Annotated in this window: 22 protein-coding genes; 18 read left to right on the top strand and 4 right to left on the bottom strand. The window is 36.5% G+C overall.

The features are described from left to right. Nucleotides 1-64 precede the first annotated feature (64 nt). The gene (gene hemW, locus J4771_RS06640; RefSeq protein ID WP_224134205.1) at nt 65-1,189 is read left to right on the top strand and encodes a radical SAM family heme chaperone HemW; all 1,125 of its coding nucleotides are present in this window, start codon (nt 65-67) and stop codon (nt 1,187-1,189) included. 80 nt (nt 1,190-1,269) lie between these two features. Then, nucleotides 1,270-2,100, top strand: coding sequence for a glutamate racemase (murI, locus tag J4771_RS06635; protein WP_224134204.1), 831 nt, complete (start codon nt 1,270-1,272; stop codon nt 2,098-2,100). A gap of 107 nt (nt 2,101-2,207) precedes the next feature. On the opposite strand, the gene J4771_RS06630 is transcribed toward murI, so the two are convergent. The 4 genes from J4771_RS06630 to J4771_RS06615 all read right to left on the bottom strand — a co-directional run bounded on the left by J4771_RS06630 (nt 2,208) and on the right by J4771_RS06615 (nt 4,699). Beyond that, nucleotides 2,208-2,798: an RsmD family RNA methyltransferase gene (locus J4771_RS06630; protein WP_224134203.1), complete on the bottom strand. Its 591-nt coding sequence runs from the start codon at nt 2,796-2,798 to the stop codon at nt 2,208-2,210. A gap of 82 nt (nt 2,799-2,880) precedes the next feature. Further along, complete coding sequence (locus tag J4771_RS06625; protein WP_224134202.1) at nt 2,881-3,234, bottom strand: four helix bundle protein; 354 nt, start codon at nt 3,232-3,234, stop codon at nt 2,881-2,883. Between the two features lie 58 nt (nt 3,235-3,292). Beyond that, nucleotides 3,293-4,012: a DUF3822 family protein gene (locus J4771_RS06620; protein WP_224134201.1), complete on the bottom strand. Its 720-nt coding sequence runs from the start codon at nt 4,010-4,012 to the stop codon at nt 3,293-3,295. A gap of 192 nt (nt 4,013-4,204) precedes the next feature. Next, a complete protein-coding gene (locus tag J4771_RS06615) occupies nt 4,205-4,699 on the bottom strand; it encodes a Smr/MutS family protein (RefSeq protein WP_224134200.1) in 495 nt (164 codons plus the stop codon). A 345-nt stretch (nt 4,700-5,044) separates the two neighbouring features. On the opposite strand from J4771_RS06615, the gene glyA reads away from it, so the two are divergent. The 16 genes from glyA (at nt 5,045) to J4771_RS06535 (ending at nt 19,946) form a co-directional block, all read left to right on the top strand. Beyond that, nucleotides 5,045-6,310, top strand: coding sequence for a serine hydroxymethyltransferase (glyA, locus tag J4771_RS06610; RefSeq protein ID WP_224134199.1), 1,266 nt, complete (start codon nt 5,045-5,047; stop codon nt 6,308-6,310). 310 nt (nt 6,311-6,620) lie between these two features. After that, nucleotides 6,621-7,052, top strand: coding sequence for a regulatory protein RecX (locus tag J4771_RS06605; protein ID WP_224137784.1), 432 nt, complete (start codon nt 6,621-6,623; stop codon nt 7,050-7,052). Between the two features lie 83 nt (nt 7,053-7,135). Continuing rightward, nucleotides 7,136-7,795 carry an outer membrane beta-barrel protein gene (locus J4771_RS06600; RefSeq protein ID WP_224134198.1) on the top strand — a complete coding sequence of 220 codons (660 nt, stop codon included), beginning with the start codon at nt 7,136-7,138 and terminating at the stop codon, nt 7,793-7,795. A gap of 150 nt (nt 7,796-7,945) precedes the next feature. Continuing rightward, on the top strand, nt 7,946-8,668 hold the full coding sequence (locus J4771_RS06595) for a polysaccharide biosynthesis/export family protein (RefSeq protein WP_224134197.1): 723 nt from the start codon (nt 7,946-7,948) through the stop codon (nt 8,666-8,668). A gap of 7 nt (nt 8,669-8,675) precedes the next feature. Further along, on the top strand, nt 8,676-11,000 hold the full coding sequence (locus J4771_RS06590; protein ID WP_224134196.1) for a GumC family protein: 2,325 nt from the start codon (nt 8,676-8,678) through the stop codon (nt 10,998-11,000). 1 nt (nt 11,001) lies between these two features. After that, entirely contained in the window at nt 11,002-11,970 is a 969-nt protein-coding gene (locus J4771_RS06585; protein WP_224137782.1) for an SDR family oxidoreductase, read from the top strand. A gap of 18 nt (nt 11,971-11,988) precedes the next feature. Next, nucleotides 11,989-13,275: a nucleotide sugar dehydrogenase gene (locus J4771_RS06580; RefSeq protein ID WP_224134195.1), complete on the top strand. Its 1,287-nt coding sequence runs from the start codon at nt 11,989-11,991 to the stop codon at nt 13,273-13,275. 2 nt (nt 13,276-13,277) lie between these two features. Beyond that, nucleotides 13,278-13,682: a sugar 3,4-ketoisomerase gene (locus J4771_RS06575; protein WP_224134194.1), complete on the top strand. Its 405-nt coding sequence runs from the start codon at nt 13,278-13,280 to the stop codon at nt 13,680-13,682. Beyond that, the gene (locus J4771_RS06570) at nt 13,672-14,097 is read left to right on the top strand and encodes a sugar 3,4-ketoisomerase (RefSeq protein WP_224134193.1); all 426 of its coding nucleotides are present in this window, start codon (nt 13,672-13,674) and stop codon (nt 14,095-14,097) included. Before J4771_RS06575 ends, J4771_RS06570 begins: the two co-directional genes overlap by 11 nt. Continuing rightward, nucleotides 14,087-14,866, top strand: coding sequence for an N-acetyltransferase (locus J4771_RS06565; protein WP_224134192.1), 780 nt, complete (start codon nt 14,087-14,089; stop codon nt 14,864-14,866). The genes J4771_RS06570 and J4771_RS06565 overlap by 11 nt, the downstream gene beginning before the upstream one ends. Then, the gene (locus tag J4771_RS06560; protein ID WP_224134191.1) at nt 14,859-15,962 is read left to right on the top strand and encodes a DegT/DnrJ/EryC1/StrS family aminotransferase; all 1,104 of its coding nucleotides are present in this window, start codon (nt 14,859-14,861) and stop codon (nt 15,960-15,962) included. Before J4771_RS06565 ends, J4771_RS06560 begins: the two co-directional genes overlap by 8 nt. Then, nucleotides 15,955-16,560 (top strand): acyltransferase, encoded by a 606-nt coding sequence (locus J4771_RS06555; protein WP_224134190.1) that lies wholly within the window; start codon nt 15,955-15,957, stop codon nt 16,558-16,560. The genes J4771_RS06560 and J4771_RS06555 overlap by 8 nt, the downstream gene beginning before the upstream one ends. Nucleotides 16,561-16,589: 29 nt before the next feature. Then, nucleotides 16,590-18,035 (top strand): O-antigen translocase, encoded by a 1,446-nt coding sequence (locus tag J4771_RS06550; protein WP_224134189.1) that lies wholly within the window; start codon nt 16,590-16,592, stop codon nt 18,033-18,035. Nucleotides 18,036-18,091: 56 nt separating this feature from the next. Next, nucleotides 18,092-18,574, top strand: a complete 483-nt coding sequence (locus J4771_RS06545) for a glycosyltransferase family 2 protein (RefSeq protein WP_262900154.1) — start codon at nt 18,092-18,094, stop codon at nt 18,572-18,574. After that, on the top strand, nt 18,555-18,917 hold the full coding sequence (locus J4771_RS06540; RefSeq protein ID WP_224134187.1) for a glycosyltransferase family protein: 363 nt from the start codon (nt 18,555-18,557) through the stop codon (nt 18,915-18,917). The genes J4771_RS06545 and J4771_RS06540 overlap by 20 nt, the downstream gene beginning before the upstream one ends. Next, nucleotides 18,918-19,946: a glycosyltransferase family protein gene (locus tag J4771_RS06535; protein WP_224134186.1), complete on the top strand. Its 1,029-nt coding sequence runs from the start codon at nt 18,918-18,920 to the stop codon at nt 19,944-19,946. Nucleotides 19,947-19,979 lie beyond the last annotated feature (33 nt).

Here is a 19,979-nt window from a genome sequence, read left to right as displayed (position 1 = left end):
CTATTTAGTAAAATCTTCTGTTCAAACCACTGGTTCTTGGCTCCTGTAACTTGTCTCTTCTTTAATGATCTACCTTCACATTCCTTTCTGCAAGCAAAAATGCAGTTACTGTAATTTTCATTTTTCTACTTCTTTACATTTTAAAGAGGAGATGATTGCTGCCATAAAAAAGGAAATTTTTCTTCGGAAAGATGAACTTCAAGACAAAAACCTTAAATCGCTTTATTTCGGCGGTGGAACTCCTTCCATTTTAAAGGTGGATGAACTGAAATCGATTATGGATGAGGTTCTGAAATATTTCACATTTGAGAAAGATATAGAAATTACACTTGAAGCCAATCCGGATGATTTGGATAAAAGTTTTCTAAAAGATTTGGCAAATACTGAAATCAACCGACTTTCCATTGGAACACAGAGTTTTTTTAATGAAGATTTAATGCTGATGAACCGGGCCCACAATTCCTCGGAAGCTGAAAGCTCCATCAAACGAGCGCAGGACTTTGGTTTCGAAAATATCAGTATTGATTTAATTTACGGTTCACCCACTTCCAATTTTGAAATCTGGAAAGAAAATCTCAACAAAACCATAGAGCTTCAAGTTCCGCATGTTTCTTCTTATGCGTTAACCATTGAACCAAAAACTGCCTTGAATCAATGGATTAAACAAAATAAAATCGCTGCACCAAGAGAATCGGAACAGAACAGGGAGTTTTATTATATGTCGGATTTTCTAAAAGACCACGGTTTTGAGCATTATGAAATTTCCAATTTCGGGAAACCTGGGTTTCATTCTAAACACAATTCCGCTTACTGGAAATACCAGGAATATTTAGGAATCGGCCCATCTGCTCATTCCTACAACGGACGAAACGAAAGAAGCTGGAACATCGCCAACAACAAAAAATACATTAATTTTTTAAGCGAAAACAAACTCGCCAAAGAAACTGAAATACTTTCTGAAAAAGACCAGTTCAACGAAATGCTGATGATTGGTTTACGGACGATTTGGGGTGTAGATTTAAAGTCTTTAAACCAAAAATTCAGTCCAGAAATCTTAGAATATTTACAAACAGAAATCAATCCGAAATTGAATGAAGGAATTTTAACCATCGAGAACAATCACTTAAAAATCCCTGAAAAACACTGGTTTCTTGCGGATGGAATTGCTTCGGACTTGTTTTTAGTGTAAAAAAATTCACTTGAACTAACTTCCAGCTTCCATCACCCACCATCCAGCCAAAATTCTTATTTTTGTAAAAAGCTTTCCCCTTGAAAAAGAAAAAACAGGATTTCAGCCATCTTTCAGCAAAACAACCGATTGGGATTTTTGATTCCGGAGTTGGTGGATTAACCGTCGCAAAGGAAATCAAGAGACTTCTTCCGCATGAAGACTTAATTTATTTTGGAGATACGAAACACCTTCCTTATGGTGAAAAATCTCGGGAAGCGATTGTAGGCTATTCCACAAAAATCACCAAATTTTTATTGGAAAATAACTGCAAAGCAATTGTAATTGCCTGTAATTCTGCAACCGCAAATGCTTTGACTGAAGTGGTGGAATTGGTGAATGAAAAAGTTCCGGTAATTGATGTAATTAATCCTGTGGCTGAAAAAGTTTCCTATGAAATCCACAACAATGTGGGCGTAATTGCTACGAAAGCAACCGTAAATTCTGGACTTTACAAAAAATCAATCCGCAAACACAACAAGTTTATCAAGGTGGATGAATTGGCGACTCCGCTTTTGGTCCCTGCCATTGAAGAGGGTTTTAAAAATCACCCCATTACCCATTCAATCATTTATAATTATTTGAGCAACAATAAATTAAAAAACATTGAAACTTTAATTTTAGGTTGTACGCATTATCCGCTTCTGATTGACGAAATTAAACAGTATTATGGAAACCGCGTCCGTGTCATCGATTCACCCAATATTGTGGCGAGTCAGCTGAAAATGATTTTGGAAAAACACCACTTGCTCAACGAAAACAACACCAATCCGAGCTATCATTTCTACCTTTCGGACATTACCAAAAACTTCGAGAAAATTTCTAAAAAATTCTTCGGAAAAAATATTGATTTGGAGCTGAAGGTGCTTTAAGCTGTAAGCTGGATGATGGAAACTGGGAGAAATTCCCCTCCTTTGGAGGGGTGTCAAAAATTTTCAGAGAAAATTTTTTGACGGGGTGGTTTAATGTTTAGTTAAGATTATTTAGCTTCCTCTACTTGTAGACTTTCCCGCTCATTAGCTTTAAAAAAAGAAAAACTTACATTCCCATATTTTCTGGTATCGAGCAAATTGGGATGAACAAGTTTCATTCGGCTTTGGTGTTCCAGAATGAAAATTCCGTTTTCCTTTAAAAAATTATTGTTTAAAACCAAAGCAATCAGTTCGTTGTATTTTTTTTCTTCCGTGTCGAACGGTGGATCGGCGACCACTAATTCGTAGGTTTTTCGGTTTCTGTTTTTCTTCAAGTATTCAAAAACATCGCCTCTTTGCACATTGATTTGCAAAGACATATCAAGTTCAGCCGCCGTAGAATTAATAAATGCCGCATGTTTCGGGTTCATTTCTACCGAAGTCACATCTTTGCAGCCGCGTGAAGCAAATTCCAAACTGATGGAGCCAATTCCCGCAAACAAATCGAGCACGGAAATGAACTCCTCATCGAAATCGAAACGGTTTTCAATAATGCTGAAAAGTGCTTCCTTCGCAAAGTCGGTGGTTGGGCGAACATCGAAGTTTTTTGGGGCAGAAATCCGTTTTGATTTCCAGCGACCGCTTATGATTCTGTACATTTAGTGTAGGGTGTTTGGTGTTTGATGTTGGATGTTTGGTGTTGGATGTTCGATGTTTGGTGATTGATTAATTGAAATTTCTTTAGAGTAGTTTCTTTCTGAACGCAATAATCGTATTCATTAACTTGTACGATTTATCGTAATGTTCATCAAAAATTTCTTCATTGATATAATTTCTATATTTTGCTTTGTAGAGACAAGTTACTATTTCAGAAATAGAACGAATCGCATAACCTAAAAATCGTCTGAACTCTTTATTGCTTTGTAAAATACTACCTTCTGAAATATTCAACGCTACCGAATCTACCGCTCTCCGAATCTGTGATGTTAGGTTAAAAGTTTCTTCATTTGGAAAAGTTTTAGACATCAAATAAATTTCTTCACCAAATGTCATCGAATCCTGCCAAATAATCAATTTTTCAAACTTAAAACTCATGACATTCATTTTATAAATTATTTTTTAGCGACTACCTACCTCCATCATCGAACATCCATCATCCTGCAAGTATGAAATTCTTCTTCGGTAAATTATCAAAAACAATTTTCAAATACTTTACAAATTTCTGCAGTTCTGAAATAAAGGTTTCATTTTCAGTGGTTTCACCGTAAACGTAGAATTGCGTTTCGTCAATTCCAAATCCTATTTTACTTAAGGTGAACATGATGAAATAAAGGAAATCAACTTCCGAATTTACATCGAGGTTATTGTAAAGGATTACTTTTTTTCCAGCAATCGCAAAAAACTCACATTGGTGATGGTAAAGATTGATGTGGATTTCCTTCTGACTTCTCGGATTTAGAGCGTTCAAAAACTTCTCGCCTGAAAAATTGAATTTAGTTGGAAGATTCAAACTCTTAATTTTCTGATAGAAATCTTTCGGAAAAGTATAGTAAAACTGAACGCCGAATTTTTTGTTCACAGAAAGCATGAGTTCTTCCTTTTCACGTTCAACGGCGGAATTGTAGGCAATTAAATCGTATCCTGATTCATGATCAGAAAAGTTTTCAGGCATTAAGGTAAAGTGGTTCAAAGCAGAAATGACGCTGATTTCCTGAAAGTTTTTTTGTGCTAGAATTTCATCCAGTTTTTCTGAAACAAAGTTGTCACCAGTTTCCTCATTCATGAAAAAAGACTGTTCGTGCTGAACATTTCTGTTTTTTGAAAGCTGATACTGAAGCCCGTCTTTGGTAAAAAGTAAAGATAATTTCTGCATTTTTCTTGAAGTTGTGCAAATTTATGAATTTTAGCTGGATGTTGGATGCGGGGTGTTGGATGTACGTTGAACGCGGAAGCAAATTGAAGTTTTGACAATAAATAATTTGATGGTGTAACCTTTGACATTTTTGAAATTAAGTTTATTGAAGTTTTCACCCATCATCAACACCCAAAATTCATCAACCTGCACCTACAAAAATCTCACCACCACATTACCCGTTGAGTGATAGAAAAAGTCTCCTTCTTCAAACTCTAGGTTTGTTTGTCCGATCAAGTAATCATAGACCATTTTCTGTAAAACGCCTTCACCAATGCCGTGAATGATTTCCAATTGTTTGAGTTTGTTCTTTCTACAAAACTCCACCGTTTCCATTAATTTTTGTTTTTGGGTGAACAGTCGTTCGAAGGAATCGTACTCTGAAGGATTGTTGACGAGGTTTTCAAAATGAAGGTCGAGAACCAAATGTTTTTTGTTGTGTTTTTTGGAAACGGATTTTGAAGTTTCCTTTTTGTGAACGGTTTTTACTTCATCGTAGATTTCACCAACTTGTAGCACCAATTTTTCTTTTTTGTATTGATGGGTGAAACCATGTTCATCTTTAAAAACGATTGTGTTGCCGTTCACGGAATTGACTTTACCCTTTAAATCTTCATCAATAACGGAAACTTGATCGCCAATTTTCATTTTAGCTTAAATTTTTGCAAAGGTAGAAAATGTTGTGGGATGTTGGGTGTTTGGTGTTGTGATGTTGGATGTTGGTGCCGATTGCAGAAAGGAGAAAGCCGATTGCAGAAAGGAGAAAGCCGATTGCAAAAAAATACAGTAACCTTGTTTTAGAGGATTCTTGCTTTTCATCCTTCGAGAGCCTCAGGATGAAAAACTCCCCAAAACATATATTGTCAGATCACTTATTGTTCATTCCCAACCAAGCCGATTGCCGATAGCCGAAAGCCAATAGCAATTAAATCCCGAATTTTCCTTAAATTTGAAACCATCATTAAACAATCATCAATTATCATTTATAAAAACATGGATCCAATTTTCGACCTCATTGAACAGGAAAGACAAAGACAAACTCACGGAATAGAACTTATCGCATCAGAAAATTTTGTTTCTGATCATGTAATGAAAGCGATGGGAAGCGTCCTCACCAATAAATATGCAGAAGGTTATCCGGGAAGAAGATATTATGGCGGTTGCGAAGTGGTGGACGAAGTTGAGACTTTGGCGATTAATCGTGCGAAAGAACTTTTCGGGGTGGAATATGCGAATGTTCAACCGCACTCCGGTTCACAGGCGAATGCGGCGATTTATCTTTCAGTTCTAAAACCAGGTGACAAGATTTTGGGATTGGATTTATCGATGGGTGGTCATTTAACACATGGTTCTTTTGTGAATTTTTCCGGGATTCAGTACAACGCCAATTTCTATGGAGTTGACCGTGAAAGCGGATTGATTGATTATGAAGCCATGCGTCAAAAAGCTTTGGAAGTGAAACCAAAAATGTTGATTGCGGGTTATTCTGCCTATTCCAGAGATTTGGATTTCAAAAAATTCCGTGAAGTTGCGGATGAAGTTGGAGCTACACTTTGGGCAGACATTGCACATCCGGCAGGTTTGATTGCGAAAGGATTATTGAGTTCACCGTTTGAACACTGCCATGTGGTGACCACGACAACTCATAAAACATTGCGTGGGCCAAGAGGCGGATTAATTATGATGGGCAAAGATTTTGAAAATACTTACGGTCACAAAACCCCAAAAGGAGAAACTAAAATGATGAGCCAGGTCTTAGACGGAGCAGTTTTCCCAGGAATTCAGGGTGGTCCGCTTGAACATGTTATAGCCGCCAAAGCTGTTTCTTTTGGAGAAGCGATTGATGGGAAATTTGAAGTGTATGCGAAACAAGTGATCGCAAACGCAAGAGCATTAGCAAACGCAATGATTGACAACGGTTTCGATATCGTAAGCGGCGGAACGGACAACCACTTAATGCTGGTGGATCTTCGCAATAAAAACGTCAACGGGAAAGAGACCGAAAAGGCACTGGTTCAAGCCGACATTACCTGTAATAAAAACATGGTTCCTTTCGATGACAAATCGGCGTTCACTACTTCCGGAATCCGTTTGGGAACAGCCGCGATTACCACTAGAGGCCTCAAGGAAAGCGATATGCAGACTATTGCAGGACTGATCAATGATGTGGTAATGAATATTAAAGATGAGAATGTAATTTCTGGTGTTCGCAAGAAAGTCAATGAGTTGATGGATTCGAAACCGCTTTTTGAGGGTTAATGGTGCGGAGTGCGGGATGATGGATGCGGGATGATGGATGCAGGATGCGGGATGATGGATGATGGATGATGGATGCGGGATGATGGGTGCAAAACGGTGTAAGATTGATTATTTTTTCCAGTTAAGCTGCCGATTATATAGAACCACCCCGTCAAAAATTTTTCCTGAAAATTTTCGGCCTTCAGCATCTACAATCCGCAATTATCAAACATCATGCATCAAACATAAGAAATCAGTCAACATTCACAATCAAAGAGCAACTGGCGCCAATATTTTGAAATCCTACACTTTTACCGAAATCAAACAGAAGATGGTGAACTATTGTGTTTACCAGGATCGCTGTCACAGTGAGGTAGAGTCGAAGATGAGGGATTTTATGCTGATTCCGGAGGCGAAAGAGGAAATCCTGCTGTATTTGATGAAGGAGAACTATCTCAACGAGGAACGTTTTACGAGAAGTTACATTAGGGGTAAATTTTACATGAAATCTTGGGGAAGAAACAAGATTAGAAATCATTTGAAGTTCAAGGGAATTTCCGAGAAGCTGATCAACAATTGCTTTGATGAAATTGAGGAGGCAGACTACGACCGAACGCTGATGAAAATCTATGATGATTATTATCAAAAACAGAGCGGTTTAAAGGAGTATCAAAAAAAATCAAAGGCTATAAAGTATTTATTAAGCAGAGGATTTGAATATGATGAAATAATTAGAAATTTATCAAATTTTAGTAAGGACTAAAAAAAAATATAATTATTGAAAAAAAATTAATTAATTTGCACAGATATTTTATAAAAACTAATATTCTTTATCAAATAAATGATATGAAGAAAATCAATTTGCTCATCGCGGTTTTGTTTTTAACCATGGTTAGTGGTTTCACTGTGGTTAAAGGCCAAGATTTTAAATACGGTATAACGGCAAACGGTCATCGAGGGTCAATTGTGGGAGTGCACGACCGCTCTGTAGGGAAATGGGGAGCTGGGCTAGGTGTTTTCGGACAAATCCCTTTAGTTGAAAATGATATTTTTGATTCGGCGTGGCTTTATTTAACTGGGCAATTGGAATATACTATGCAGGGAGAAAATGCAAAGGTGAATACTGATTTATATGGAATCCAAAAATTTCATCATGATTATGTTGCTGCGGAGCTATATTTGAAATATTTCTTTCACAGAAATAACAATAAGAGTGATATTTTCATTTTTGCAGGTCCCAAAATTGAGTTTTTAGTACGAGAAGACCGGAAGGTAGATCCAGCTTACGACTTGGTACATTATAAATTCAATCTTGACGATAAGGTAAAAGGTTTTGGTTACGGAGTATCTTTTGGTGCTGGTTTGCAGGTTTCACAGCGTATGGAGGCTTTTATAAGATATGATCGTGGTTTTAGTAAAGTATATCCAAATAATAACACCCATAACACTTATAATCGTTTAATTGCCGTGGGAGTAAATTATTATCTAAACGATAGTTGGAGATAAATTAGAAATAAGTTAAGATTACCTTTGCCTAAATTATCTTTACATTTGTAATCTTAAAATTTAGAAATGAAAAAATACTTCTCGGTATTTATATTAATATTTACACTACTTCTGTCTTTATCATGTAAACCAAAGAGAAATATTGTTTACATGTCGAACAATAATTTCGAGCAGGAGGTTTCACAGGCAAAATTTGCAGGGCTGCATATTCAGGAGGGAGATCAGTTGCAGATTTTGGTTTCAGCCTTTGATGATATTGCAGTTCGACCTTTCAATATGAATACCATGCCCAGAACAGGCAACAATACCAACAATACTTCTTCTTCCGCATCAACTGCCTCAACACCTAGCGAATATACCGTTGGTTCAGACGGTACTATTGTTTTTCCGGTTTTGGGGACAGTTTATTGCAAGGGTATGACCAAACAGCAGCTTAAGTCGGATTTGGAAAGCAGGTTAAAGCGCTACCTTACCGATCCACTTGTTACCATTACATTGTCGAACTTCAATATCAGCGTTTTAGGTGAGGTTAAAAGTCCTGGTCAAAAAACAAGTCCAACGGAGAAAATTAACATTTTTCAGGCTATTGCTTTGGCAGGCGATATGACTTATGATGCTAACAGAACTAATGTGAAGTTGATCAGAACATCAGATGTGTCAGGTAAAGATGAAGTTGTTTCGCTTGATCTTTCGGAGGCTTCCATTGTTAATTCTCCCTATTATTATCTTCAACAGAATGATATTCTCTATATTGAGCCAGACCGTAATAAGCAGATACAGGTCAATAATGATTCTGGAACTGATAAATGGTTAAGGTACGGAGGTATAGGTCTTGGGCTCTTAACTTTAATTTTAACATTAACCCGAAAATAGATTTTCAATGGAACTTTTAGAAAATTCGGGTGCAATACAGAGGGGTAAACCTTTAAATGTAAAAAAGGAGATCGTTAAATATCTTAAGAAATGGCCTTGGTTTTTATTAAGCATGGCACTCTTTTATACCGCTGCAAAGATCTATCTTCGCTATGCGCAGCCACAATATTATACCAAAACAACCCTTAAGCTACAGGAATCGAAAGCAAAAAACGCCGCGGCGCTGAACGATTTGAAAAATCTTGGTATGGGGGTAAGTGGTGACAATGAGTTGCAGGGTGAAACTACGGTGATCGTTTCAAAACCCCTTTTAAGAACAGTAGCAAAAAACCTAAATCTGGATGTAAGTTTCTTCAGCCAAGGTACTATTAAAGAAGTTGAACTTTATGATTCTTCACCCTATACGGGCAAGATTATCGAGCTTAATAATCCAGCAAATTTTGGAGGGGCAACCTATATCATTACTACGACAGGAAATAATTCCTACCGTATCTCGAATAGCGGTACCACATACCGTTTTGGCATTCCTGCCAAGTTTCCTTTTGGAACGGTACAGCTTGATGCAAAGCCGGGAAATGGCTATTCAGCACCAATCAAAGTTGTATTTAGAAATGCCGTGAATGTAGCCGATGGATTAGAAGGTGGGATCACTGTGGTTTTGCCTCCTAACAAAGGAATGTTGATGGAGCTTTCGATGGTAGGACCTGTTCCCAAGAAATCGGAAGATATTTTGAATGAAGTTACCAAGCAATACATCATTGATGGAATCAACGATAAAAATGAAGAGGCACAAAACACTCAAAACTTCATCAACGACCGGCTTGGAATAATCACTGAAGACCTCTCTGGAATTGAAGGCGAGAAGGAACGGTTTAAAAGAGCTAATCAAATTACTGATCTGGAAGCGCAGGCGAATATCGCACTACAGCAATCTATCGAAAATACCAAAACGGTCTTAACTCAAGGCATGCAGCTTGACCTTATCAATTCTATCTATGCAGCTTCTAAAGGAGACCAGCTTTTACCGACTGGAATGGGTTTGCCATCCGGAGCCGAAAGTACCATTGCGGATTATAATAACCTCTTACTTACAAGAAACAGGGTTTTGAAGCAAGCTACAGGAGAGAATCCTGCGGTGATTGAAATGAATAAGCAAATTGCCTCCCTAAAAAATTTAATTCAGAAAAATTTACTGGAATCCCGGGAAACTTTACAGCTTCAAATTGCTCAAGCCAATGCACAACTGAATGTTGCAAAAGGCAATATCAGCAGATATCCAACGCAGGAAAAAATTTCAAGAAGTATTGACAGACAGCAAACGTTAAAAGAACAGCTTTATCTCTATTTACTTCAGAAGAGAGAGGAAAATGCTATTACCTTAGCGGTTACTGCACCAAAAGCCAAAGTAGTGAATCCTGCCTTTACGACAGGAAAAGTGAAGCCCGACAATCAGCAGATTATTTTGGGATCACTGGCTGCTGGATTTTTGCTGCCGCTTCTATTTTTTTATACTAAAAATACGCTGGACACTAAAGTTCACACTAAACAACATATCGTTTCGCATTTCCCCAATGCATCTGTTATTGCAGAAATTCCTTTGAATAGTGAAGAAAATGCGATTGTTCATCCCAATGATTTTTCTGTTTTCGCAGAATCATTTAGAATTTTGGGCTCCAACCTTAAGTTTTTATTGAAGGCAAAAGGAGTTGAAACTGGCGGGGTTGTGTTGGTAACCTCTTCTGTGAAGGGTGAAGGTAAAACCACTATTTCCATGAATACGGCTTTAACATTGGCGGGAAAAAGTAAAGTTATTATTGTGGGAGCAGATATCCGTAATCCACAGCTCCATCGTTTTGTGGACGGGAAAAATATAGGTCTTACCGATTATTTAGTATCCGATGAACCGGTACCAGATTCGTTGATAATAAAGTCAAAAATCAATGACAATCTCGATGTTCTGTTTAGCGGTCAAATTGCACCCAATCCGAACGACTTGCTCGATATGCAGAAGTTTGATGATATGATTGAGTATCTCAAAACAAAGTATGATTATGTGGTGTTGGATTCAGCACCGGTGATGCTGGTGAGCGATACTTTACATTTGATTGAAAATTCAGATGTCGTACTCTATGTTGTGAAATCCGACTTTACGGAAAAGGAAATGATTGATTTTGCTGCAGGTTTTCAAAAAGAGAATATGATTAAAAATATGGCATTTGTGCTCAACAGTGTGAAGCCGGAAAACACCCGTTACGGTAAAAAATATGGTTATGGATATTATTCCTATACCCATGATAGGCAACAAACAAAATGGTGGAAAAGATTTATTTAAGATGAAGAGGATTTTAATTACTGGTGGCGCAGGATTTATAGGGTCTAATCTGTGCGACTATTTTATTTCAAGGGGAAACAAGATTACCTGTCTAGATAATTTTTCTACCGGATTTAAACATAATATTGAGCATCTGCTCGATAATCCAAATTTCATATTAATTGAAGGCGACATCCGTGATTTAGAAATCTGCAGAAAGGCGTGTGAAAATCAAGATTATGTTCTGCATCAAGCGGCACTGGGAAGTGTTCCTAGATCGATTAACGATCCCATTACCAGCAATGAAGTCAACGTAGGAGGATTCCTCAATATGTTGGTTGCCGCAAGGGATGCAGGAATTCAACGCTTTATTTATGCGGCAAGTTCTTCTACTTATGGAGATTCCAAGTCTTTACCGAAAGTGGAAGACGTCATAGGAAAACCACTCTCACCTTATGCGATTACCAAATATGTTAATGAACTTTATGCTGATGTATTCAGCAAAACTTACGGATTAGAATGCATTGGTCTTCGATATTTTAACGTTTTTGGGAGAAGACAAAATCCGAATGGTGCTTATGCGGCAGTAATTCCTAAATTCGTTATTCAATTAATGAATCATGAGAGTCCTGTAATTAATGGAGCAGGAGATTATTCTAGAGATTTCACCTATATTGACAATGTGATTCAGATGAATGAAAAAGCCATGTTGACGGATAATAAAGATGCAATAAACCAGGTTTATAATACGGCGGTAGGAGATAGAACAACCATCAAAGATATGGCAGGATTTCTTAAGGATTACCTGTCTGAATTTGATCCTGAAATAAAGAATGTTGAAATCGTATTCGGACCCATTCGTGCGGGAGATGTGCCTCATTCCAAAGCAAGTATTGAAAAAGCTGTAAATTTGCTGGGTTATCAACCAAGCCACAGGTTTGCGGACGGATTAAAAGAAGCGGTTGCTTGGTATTGGCAGAATTTGAAATAGTTAAGCATTAATAAAAAAATGAACAATAACCATAAAATATCAATTATAGGTTTAGGTTACGTCGGACTCCCTTTAGCGAGGTTGTTTGCGACCAAATTTCCGGTGGTGGGATTCGATATCAATGAGTCACGAATTGACGAATTAAAAAACGGTAAGGACTTTACCTTAGAGGTAGAGGAGGATTTGCTGCAATCGGTTCTTAAGAAAGAAAACAATTTAGAAAACGGATTGTTTGTAAGTGCAGATTTAAGAGCTATTGAACATTCAAACATCTACATCATTACGGTTCCAACACCGGTAGATAAAAACAACCGTCCGGATCTTACGCCATTGTATAAGGCCAGTGAAACGGTTGGGAAGGTATTGAAGAAAGGAGATATCGTGATTTATGAATCTACAGTTTATCCGGGTGCAACGGAGGAAGACTGTGTGCCGGTTTTGGAAAAGATTTCCGGGTTAAAGTTTAATGAAGATTTCTTTGCAGGATATTCACCTGAAAGAATCAATCCCGGAGACAAAGCGCATACGGTAGAAAAAATTTTAAAGGTTACTGCTGGTTCCACACCTGAAACTGGAAGAATTGTGGATGACCTTTATCAATCCGTGATTATTGCAGGAACGCATTTAGCACCCACTATTAAAGTGGCGGAAGCTGCCAAAGTGATTGAAAACTCACAGCGAGATATCAATATTGCCTTTGTGAATGAACTTGCAAAGATTTTTAATTTGATGGATATCGATACGCATGCTGTTTTGGAAGCTGCGGGAACGAAATGGAATTTCCTTCCCTTTAAGCCAGGCTTGGTTGGCGGACATTGCATTGGGGTAGATCCTTATTATCTGGCTCAAAAAGCGCAGGAATATGGTTATCACCCGGAGATTATTTTGGCGGGACGAAGGCTGAATGATTCTATGGGGGAATATGTGGCGTCGCAGGTAGTAAAGGCGATGATTAAAAAGAAAATCAAGGTGAGTGAAGCGAAGGTGTTGATGTTGGGAATAACCTTTAAGGAGAACTGTCCCGACGTTCGTAACACCAAAATTGTGGATGTGGTATCAGCGATGCAGGATTACGGCATTGAAGTGACCATTTACGATCCTTGGGCAAACCCCGAAGAAGTAAAACATGAATACAGATTGGACTGTGTTTCTAGCTTAACCACCACCTCAACCTTTGATGCGATTGTCTTGGGTGTTGCCCACCAAGAATTCCTGAATTTGGATTTGGATTCATTAAAGAAAGAGAATGCGGTGGTATATGATGTAAAAGGAATTTTAAAAGAAAATGCCGATTTCAAATTATAAAAATGGAAAAGCCACAGATCATCCAATTACCGAAGATTTTGGACAAAAGAGGAAACCTTTCTTTTTTTGAATACCCTCGCCAATTGCCTTTTGAAATTATGCGAACTTATTGGATCTACGATGTTCCTGGAGGGGAAACCAGAGGAAGTCATGCGTTTAAAGCGCAACAGGAATTTATAGTTGCATTATCTGGTAGTTTTGATGTAGTTTTACATGATGGAGAGAACGAGGAAAGATTTTCATTAAACCGATCTTATTATGGGTTGTATATCCCGAAAATGTACTGGCGAAGACTAGAAAATTTTTCAACAAATTCGTTGGCGTTAATTGTTTCAGACAAATTATATGATGCGACAGATTATATTCGTGATTTTGAAGATTTTAAAAAACTGAAAAATGGATCATAAAATGTCTGTTTTTGATTGTTCTTTGATTGATTTGGGGAAGATCAGCTTTGAGCAAGGGAATTTAACGGTAGTTGAAAACAACAGCGATTTTCCGTTCCAAGTGAAAAGAGTGTTTTATCTCTATGATATAGCAGGAGGTGAAAGTAGAGGTGCTCATTCACATCACGAATGTCATCAGTTTTTAATAGCTGCAAGTGGGAGTTTTGAAGTTTCCCTTGATGATGGAAAGTTTAAGAGACAGGTTTTTCTCAATCGTCCCAATTTAGGTTTGCATATCCCGCCAGGAATTTGGGCTTCGGAAATTAATTTTTCTTCAGGTGCAATTTGTTTGGTTTTGGCTTCGCACACTTACAATGAAGCTGATTATATAAGAGATTATCAGGATTATTTAAAATTGAGAAGTGATGAAATTTAATGGTAGAAATGTATTCATTAGTGAATCCGCTATTATTGGCAAAAATGTAAGAATTGGTGATAATTCAGTAATTTATGATCATGTTGAAATCGGTGATAATACGATTATTGCAAATGATTGTGTTATCGGGGAGCCTACAAACAGTTATTACCATTCAAAAGATTATGTAAATCCTAAAACTATAATAGGAGCTAATTCTTTAATTAGAAGTCATAATATTATTTATGCAGGTTCAGAATTTGGAGAGGGTTTTTCAACAGGACACCGCGTTACAATTCGAGAAAATTCCAAATTTGGTAAACATTGTAGATTAGGTACTGTCACTGATATTCAGGGATATGTAACATTTGGTGATTATTGCTGGTTGCACAGTAATGTACACATCGGACAACAATCTAAAATTGGTAACTTCGTGTTTATCTATCCTTATGTAGTATTTACAAATGACCCACACCCACCTTCCAATATTTGTACCGGCGTTACCATTGGTGATTTTTCTCAAGTTGCGGTTGGAACTGTGGTTTTGCCAGGAATTGAAATCGGAAAACATTGTTTAATTGGTGCACAATCTTTAGTTGGTATCAAAGTAGAAGATTATCAGCTAGCAGTTGGTAACCCTGCTAAAGTACTGAAAGACGTAAGGGAATTGAAATCTAGAGAAACAGGGAAATCGCATTATCCATGGCCTTATAATTTTGAACGTGGAATGCCTTGGGAAAATATAGGTTTTGAAAAATGGAAATTAGAAAATGGGTATGAAAATGATTAAATTCCTCGACCTTCAAAAAATAAATCTTGCGCATCAACAGGAAATTGAAGAACGGCTTTTGAACACTTTCAGAAGCGGATGGTATCTTCTTGGAAATGAAGTAAAGCAATTTGAAGAAAACCTCGCAAAATATATTGGAGCTCAACATGCGATTGGAGTTGCGAATGGATTAGATGCTTTGCGTTTAATTTTAAGAGCTTATATCGAAATGGGAGTAATGCAGAAAGGTGATGAAATTATTGTGCCTGCAAATACCTATATTGCTTCAATTTTGGCAATTTCTGATAATGGACTTGTTCCAGTTTTGGTAGAACCTGATTTAGAAACCTACAATATTGATATTTCAAAAATTGAAGAAAAGATTACCTCTAAAACAAAAGGAATTCTCATTGTTCACCTTTATGGAAGAGTCGTTTTTTCTGATGAATTAGTCAGCATTGCAGAACAACATCAACTTAAAATCATTGAAGATAATGCACAGGCAATTGGTGCAGAATGGAATGGTAACAAAACCGGAAACTTAGGAGATGCTTCAGGTTTTAGTTTCTATCCGGGGAAAAACTTGGGAGCTTTGGGCGATGCAGGTGCTGTAACTACTAATGATGAAGAACTTGCAAAAACAATTCGTGCTTTAGCAAACTATGGTTCTAACCAGAAATATGTGAATATATTTCAAGGACTCAATTCACGTTTGGATGAAATTCATGCTGCAGTTTTAGATGTAAAACTAAAATATATCGATGCGGAAAACGAGAGGAGACGAGACATTGCCAAACGTTATCTTTCCGAAATCAAAAATCCAAAAATTGTTCTTCCAGAAAATCCGGCAAATGAAGCTGAACATGTTTGGCATCTGTTTGTGATCCGAACTTCAGAGCGTGAAAAGCTTCAGAATTACCTAACCGAAAATGGGGTTCAGACTTTAATTCATTATCCGATCCCACCACATCAGCAGGAGGCCTACAAAGACTGGAATGATTTATCATTCCCGATTACGGAAAAAATCCATGCAGAAGTACTGAGTTTGCCCATTTCTCCGGTGATGACCGATGAAGAGGTTAGTAAAGTGATACGTATATGCAATAGTTATGCTTAGAAAAATTTTAAGAAAACTGGATTTATTACAATTGAAAATTTGGAACACTCTTAAATATAAAGGGCTAAATTTTATTGTCCTTAATTGGAGAAGACTCAATTCAGAAAATATTAAATTAAATGGAATTCCATTTTGTGAACAAAAAACATACTTTACAGGCGTAGGAAAAGTTGAAATAGGAAAAAATTGCAAATTTGGTCTCAAATCAGGCGGGTTTTACAGAAATGGATCCATAGAAATTCAAACCCGAAATAGAGATGCAAGTATCAAATTAGGAAATGACCTCTTTACAAATAATAATATATTCATCTGCGCTGCAAATTCAATTATAATTGGAGATAAAGGTTTAATCGGACAAAATGTGGCTATCATGGATTTTGAAGCGCATGGAATTGCTCCCGACCGACGAAATCAGATTGGAGATATAGGGAAAGTGATAATAGGTGAAAATGTTTGGATCGGAAATAATGTGACTATTCTTAAAAATACAGAAATCGGAAATAATTCTATCGTAGCTGCAGGTGCGGTTGTAGGTGGTGTTTTTCCAGAAAATGTAATCATAGGAGGAGTTCCGGCCAAAATCATAAAAAACTTGTGAGCAGTTCCCAATCATCTTACCGACAAATTATGAAAGCTACCTCTATTTTCGGAGGTGTGCAGGTTTTTAATATTATTATTGCACTTATAAGGTCAAAAGTTGTTGCCGTTTTGCTTGGTCCTGCAGGAATGGGAATTATGGGATTACTACTTTCTACAACTGGTATTATTGCTTCTGCAACCAATTTTGGATTGTCCACAAGTGCCGTTCGGGAAATTTCTCAGGATCATGAATCGGGTAATAATGAAAAAATTGTAGAAACAGTTTCTGTTTTTAGAAAATTGGTTTGGCTTACAGGATTATTGGGAACCGTGGTAACAGTATTACTATCTCCGTTTTTGAGCAAACTTACGTTCGGCAATTACGACTATACATTTTCCTTTATCTTAATTTCTGTCACGCTGCTTGTAGGACAGCTCACTATAGGTCAAACGGTTTTGCTTCAGGGGATGCGTAAAATTTCTTGGATGGCAAAAGCGGGAATTTATTCTTCTTTATTTGGATTAATAATTTCACTTCCGCTCTATTATTATTTCGGAATGGACGGCATTGTTCCAGCCATCATTTTATCAGCAATCGCTGTTTTCATCATTCAATATTTCTTCGCTAAGAAAATTGATATCAAATCAAAATTTATCCCTTTCAAACTGGCTTTTCAACAAGGTAAAGGGATGTTGAAATTGGGTTTTATGATTAGCTTAAGTGGTTTTATAACGGTAGCTGCTTCCTATATTATAAGAATTTTTATTTCACGATTTGGCGGGGTAGATGAAGTAGGATTTTACAATGCGGGATTTGCAATTGTAAACACCTATGTCGGAATGGTTTTTTCTGCTATGGGTACCGATTATTATCCTCGTTTAGCTCAATTGAACAAAGACACAGAAAAATCGAATCTACTTATTAGTCAGCAGGGAGAGATTGCATTGATTATTCTTTCACCACTCATCTGTATATTTCTGATATTTATCAATTGGATTGTGGTGTTGCTTTATTCGCAAAAGTTTTTACCCGTAACTGAAATGATTCACTGGGCAATGTTGGGCATTTTTTTTAAAGCATGTACTTGGTCCATTGGATTTCTTTTGCTAGCAAAAGGAGATTCCAAAGCTTTTTTTTGGAATGAGTTGGTTGGCAATATTTATTTATTATTGCTCAATTGTATTGGTTATTACTGGATGGGGATGGAAGGACTGGGGATTAGCTTCTTGATTGGTTACTTCCTTTATTTTCTACAGATATTTTTGTTCTGTAGATCGAAATATGATTTTAGATTTAATAATAATTTTTATAGGCTTTTCCTGTTGTACCTAACTTTTTGTATTATTGGTTTTTTGAGCGCATATTTTCTGAATGGACTTTCGTTATACGTTGTAGGTTCTATTATAATTTTAATGCTTACAGCTTTATCATTTCATTTATTAAATCGCAAGATGGATATTTTTAATTTGTTAAAAAATAAATTAGGGAAATAATGGATACCCCACGTGTTTCAATAATTGTGATTACTTACAACTCCTTCAAATACGTTTTGGAAACCTTGGAAAGTGCCAAAGCCCAAACCTACCAAAATATTGAATTGATCATTAGTGATGACGGTTCTCAGGATGATACCGTAGAAGTATGTCAAAATTGGCTTGCTGAAAATAAAGAGCGGTTTGTATATAGCCAAATTATAACGGTAGAAAAAAACACAGGCATCCCGGCGAACTGTAACCGAGGGGTTAAAGCTTCGAAAGGGGAGTGGATTAAATTGATTGCGGGGGATGATGCTTTCACTGAGGATGCATTTTCCAATTTCGTTCATGCGTCACAAAAAATTTCTTCGTTCATTATTCAAACCAATGCACTGATCTTTAATGAAAATTTTAATGAGGAAAATTTTCTTGGTACATTTATTACGGTTTCCTCTCCAAGATTTTTCATATTAGAAACCTTCACAGCAAAATCGCTTACTTTTGACTCATACATATTTGAATGCACCTGCTGTTTTTTTGAAAAGAAAGATTTTTGAAAGTGTAAACTTTGATGAAGATTTTCCTACCATCGAAGATTATCCTTTTTGGGTAAAAGCAACAATGCTTGGCTTTAAGATAGATTATTTAGAGGTGACGACTGTAAAATACAGAATTCATAATAATTCAGTCCAAACACTTGATAAAAATGTTTACCAAAACTTTAAGAAAAGGAGCAAAACATTCTTAGAAATTAAAAATAAACTTTACGGTGAAAGTTATAATTTTTTATATCAATCGTTTGATAAAATACGGTGGGAATCTCTGAAAAATAAGTATTCTACTAAATTAATGAATACAGTTGATATAGTTATAAAGAAAATATTATTATATACAGCTTAGATGAAAGTATTACTTCTTCAGGAAATGAGTGGTGTGCACTCTGAACTTAAAAAAGGCCTATTAAATAATGGCGTTGATGTAGCAATAGCTACTCTTGGCGATGGATTCAAAAAATACCAATCAGATGTTTTTTTAGGGAATAATGCTAATAACACTACTTCGAGTTTCGATAGACTCATTACACAGTTAGGATTGATTAAAAGGCTTAAAAAGTACGACATCATTCAGACAATTTCACCTGATCCTTTTCACAAACTCATTTCCAGATTAATGGATAAATTGGTTTTAGAAAAGACTAAAACAATGTATGTTGCGGCCGGTTCAGATCCTGTTTACAGATACCATGTGCAAGAACTGAAGTATTATCCTCCTCATGATGAATTTAAGAATGAAAAAAAGTATAAGTCTTTTAAAAATAAATTAAGCCATTTTGATAAAATTATACCTGTTTGTTGGGAATATGAATATTCAATGACAGAAGCAGGATTTATTACTGAAGAAATTATTCCTTTTCCTATTGAAATTCGGCCATTACGATTGAGTAAAGCAACAAGGAAAATTAGAGTTTTTCATCCACTTAACAGGACTAATTTGAATTTTGATTTTAAGGGAACACTTATTATTCAAGAAGCCTTTAAGATATTAACAAAAAGGTATGAGGATGTTGCCGAATTTATTTGTAAAGGAAATATGACCCATGTGGAATATGATAATTTTACTGATAGTGTCGATCTCATTGTGGATCAACTATATTCTTACAGTTATGGAATGAGCGCAGCGTATGGTTTGGCGAAAGGTAAAGTTGTTTTTTCTGGTTTGGAAGATGTTGCTAAGAAAGGGCATTATTCAAACTGTCCTATTGTTAATGTATTGCCAACTGTTGAAGATGTAGTAGAAAAGGTAAGTTATTTCATAGAGAATAGTACGGAGAGGAATATACTTTCTGAAAGATCAAGAAAATTTGCAGAAGACTATCACGATACTAATATCGTAGCTAAGAGATATTTAGATATTTATTTGCAGTTGTAATAATCGACATTCACTACTTAATTTAGATATTAA

The sequence above is a fragment of the Candidatus Kaistella beijingensis genome (assembly GCF_020084865.1).
Lineage (GTDB): Bacteria > Bacteroidota > Bacteroidia > Flavobacteriales > Weeksellaceae > Kaistella > Kaistella beijingensis.
This window is presented reverse-complemented; position numbering and strand designations above follow the sequence as displayed.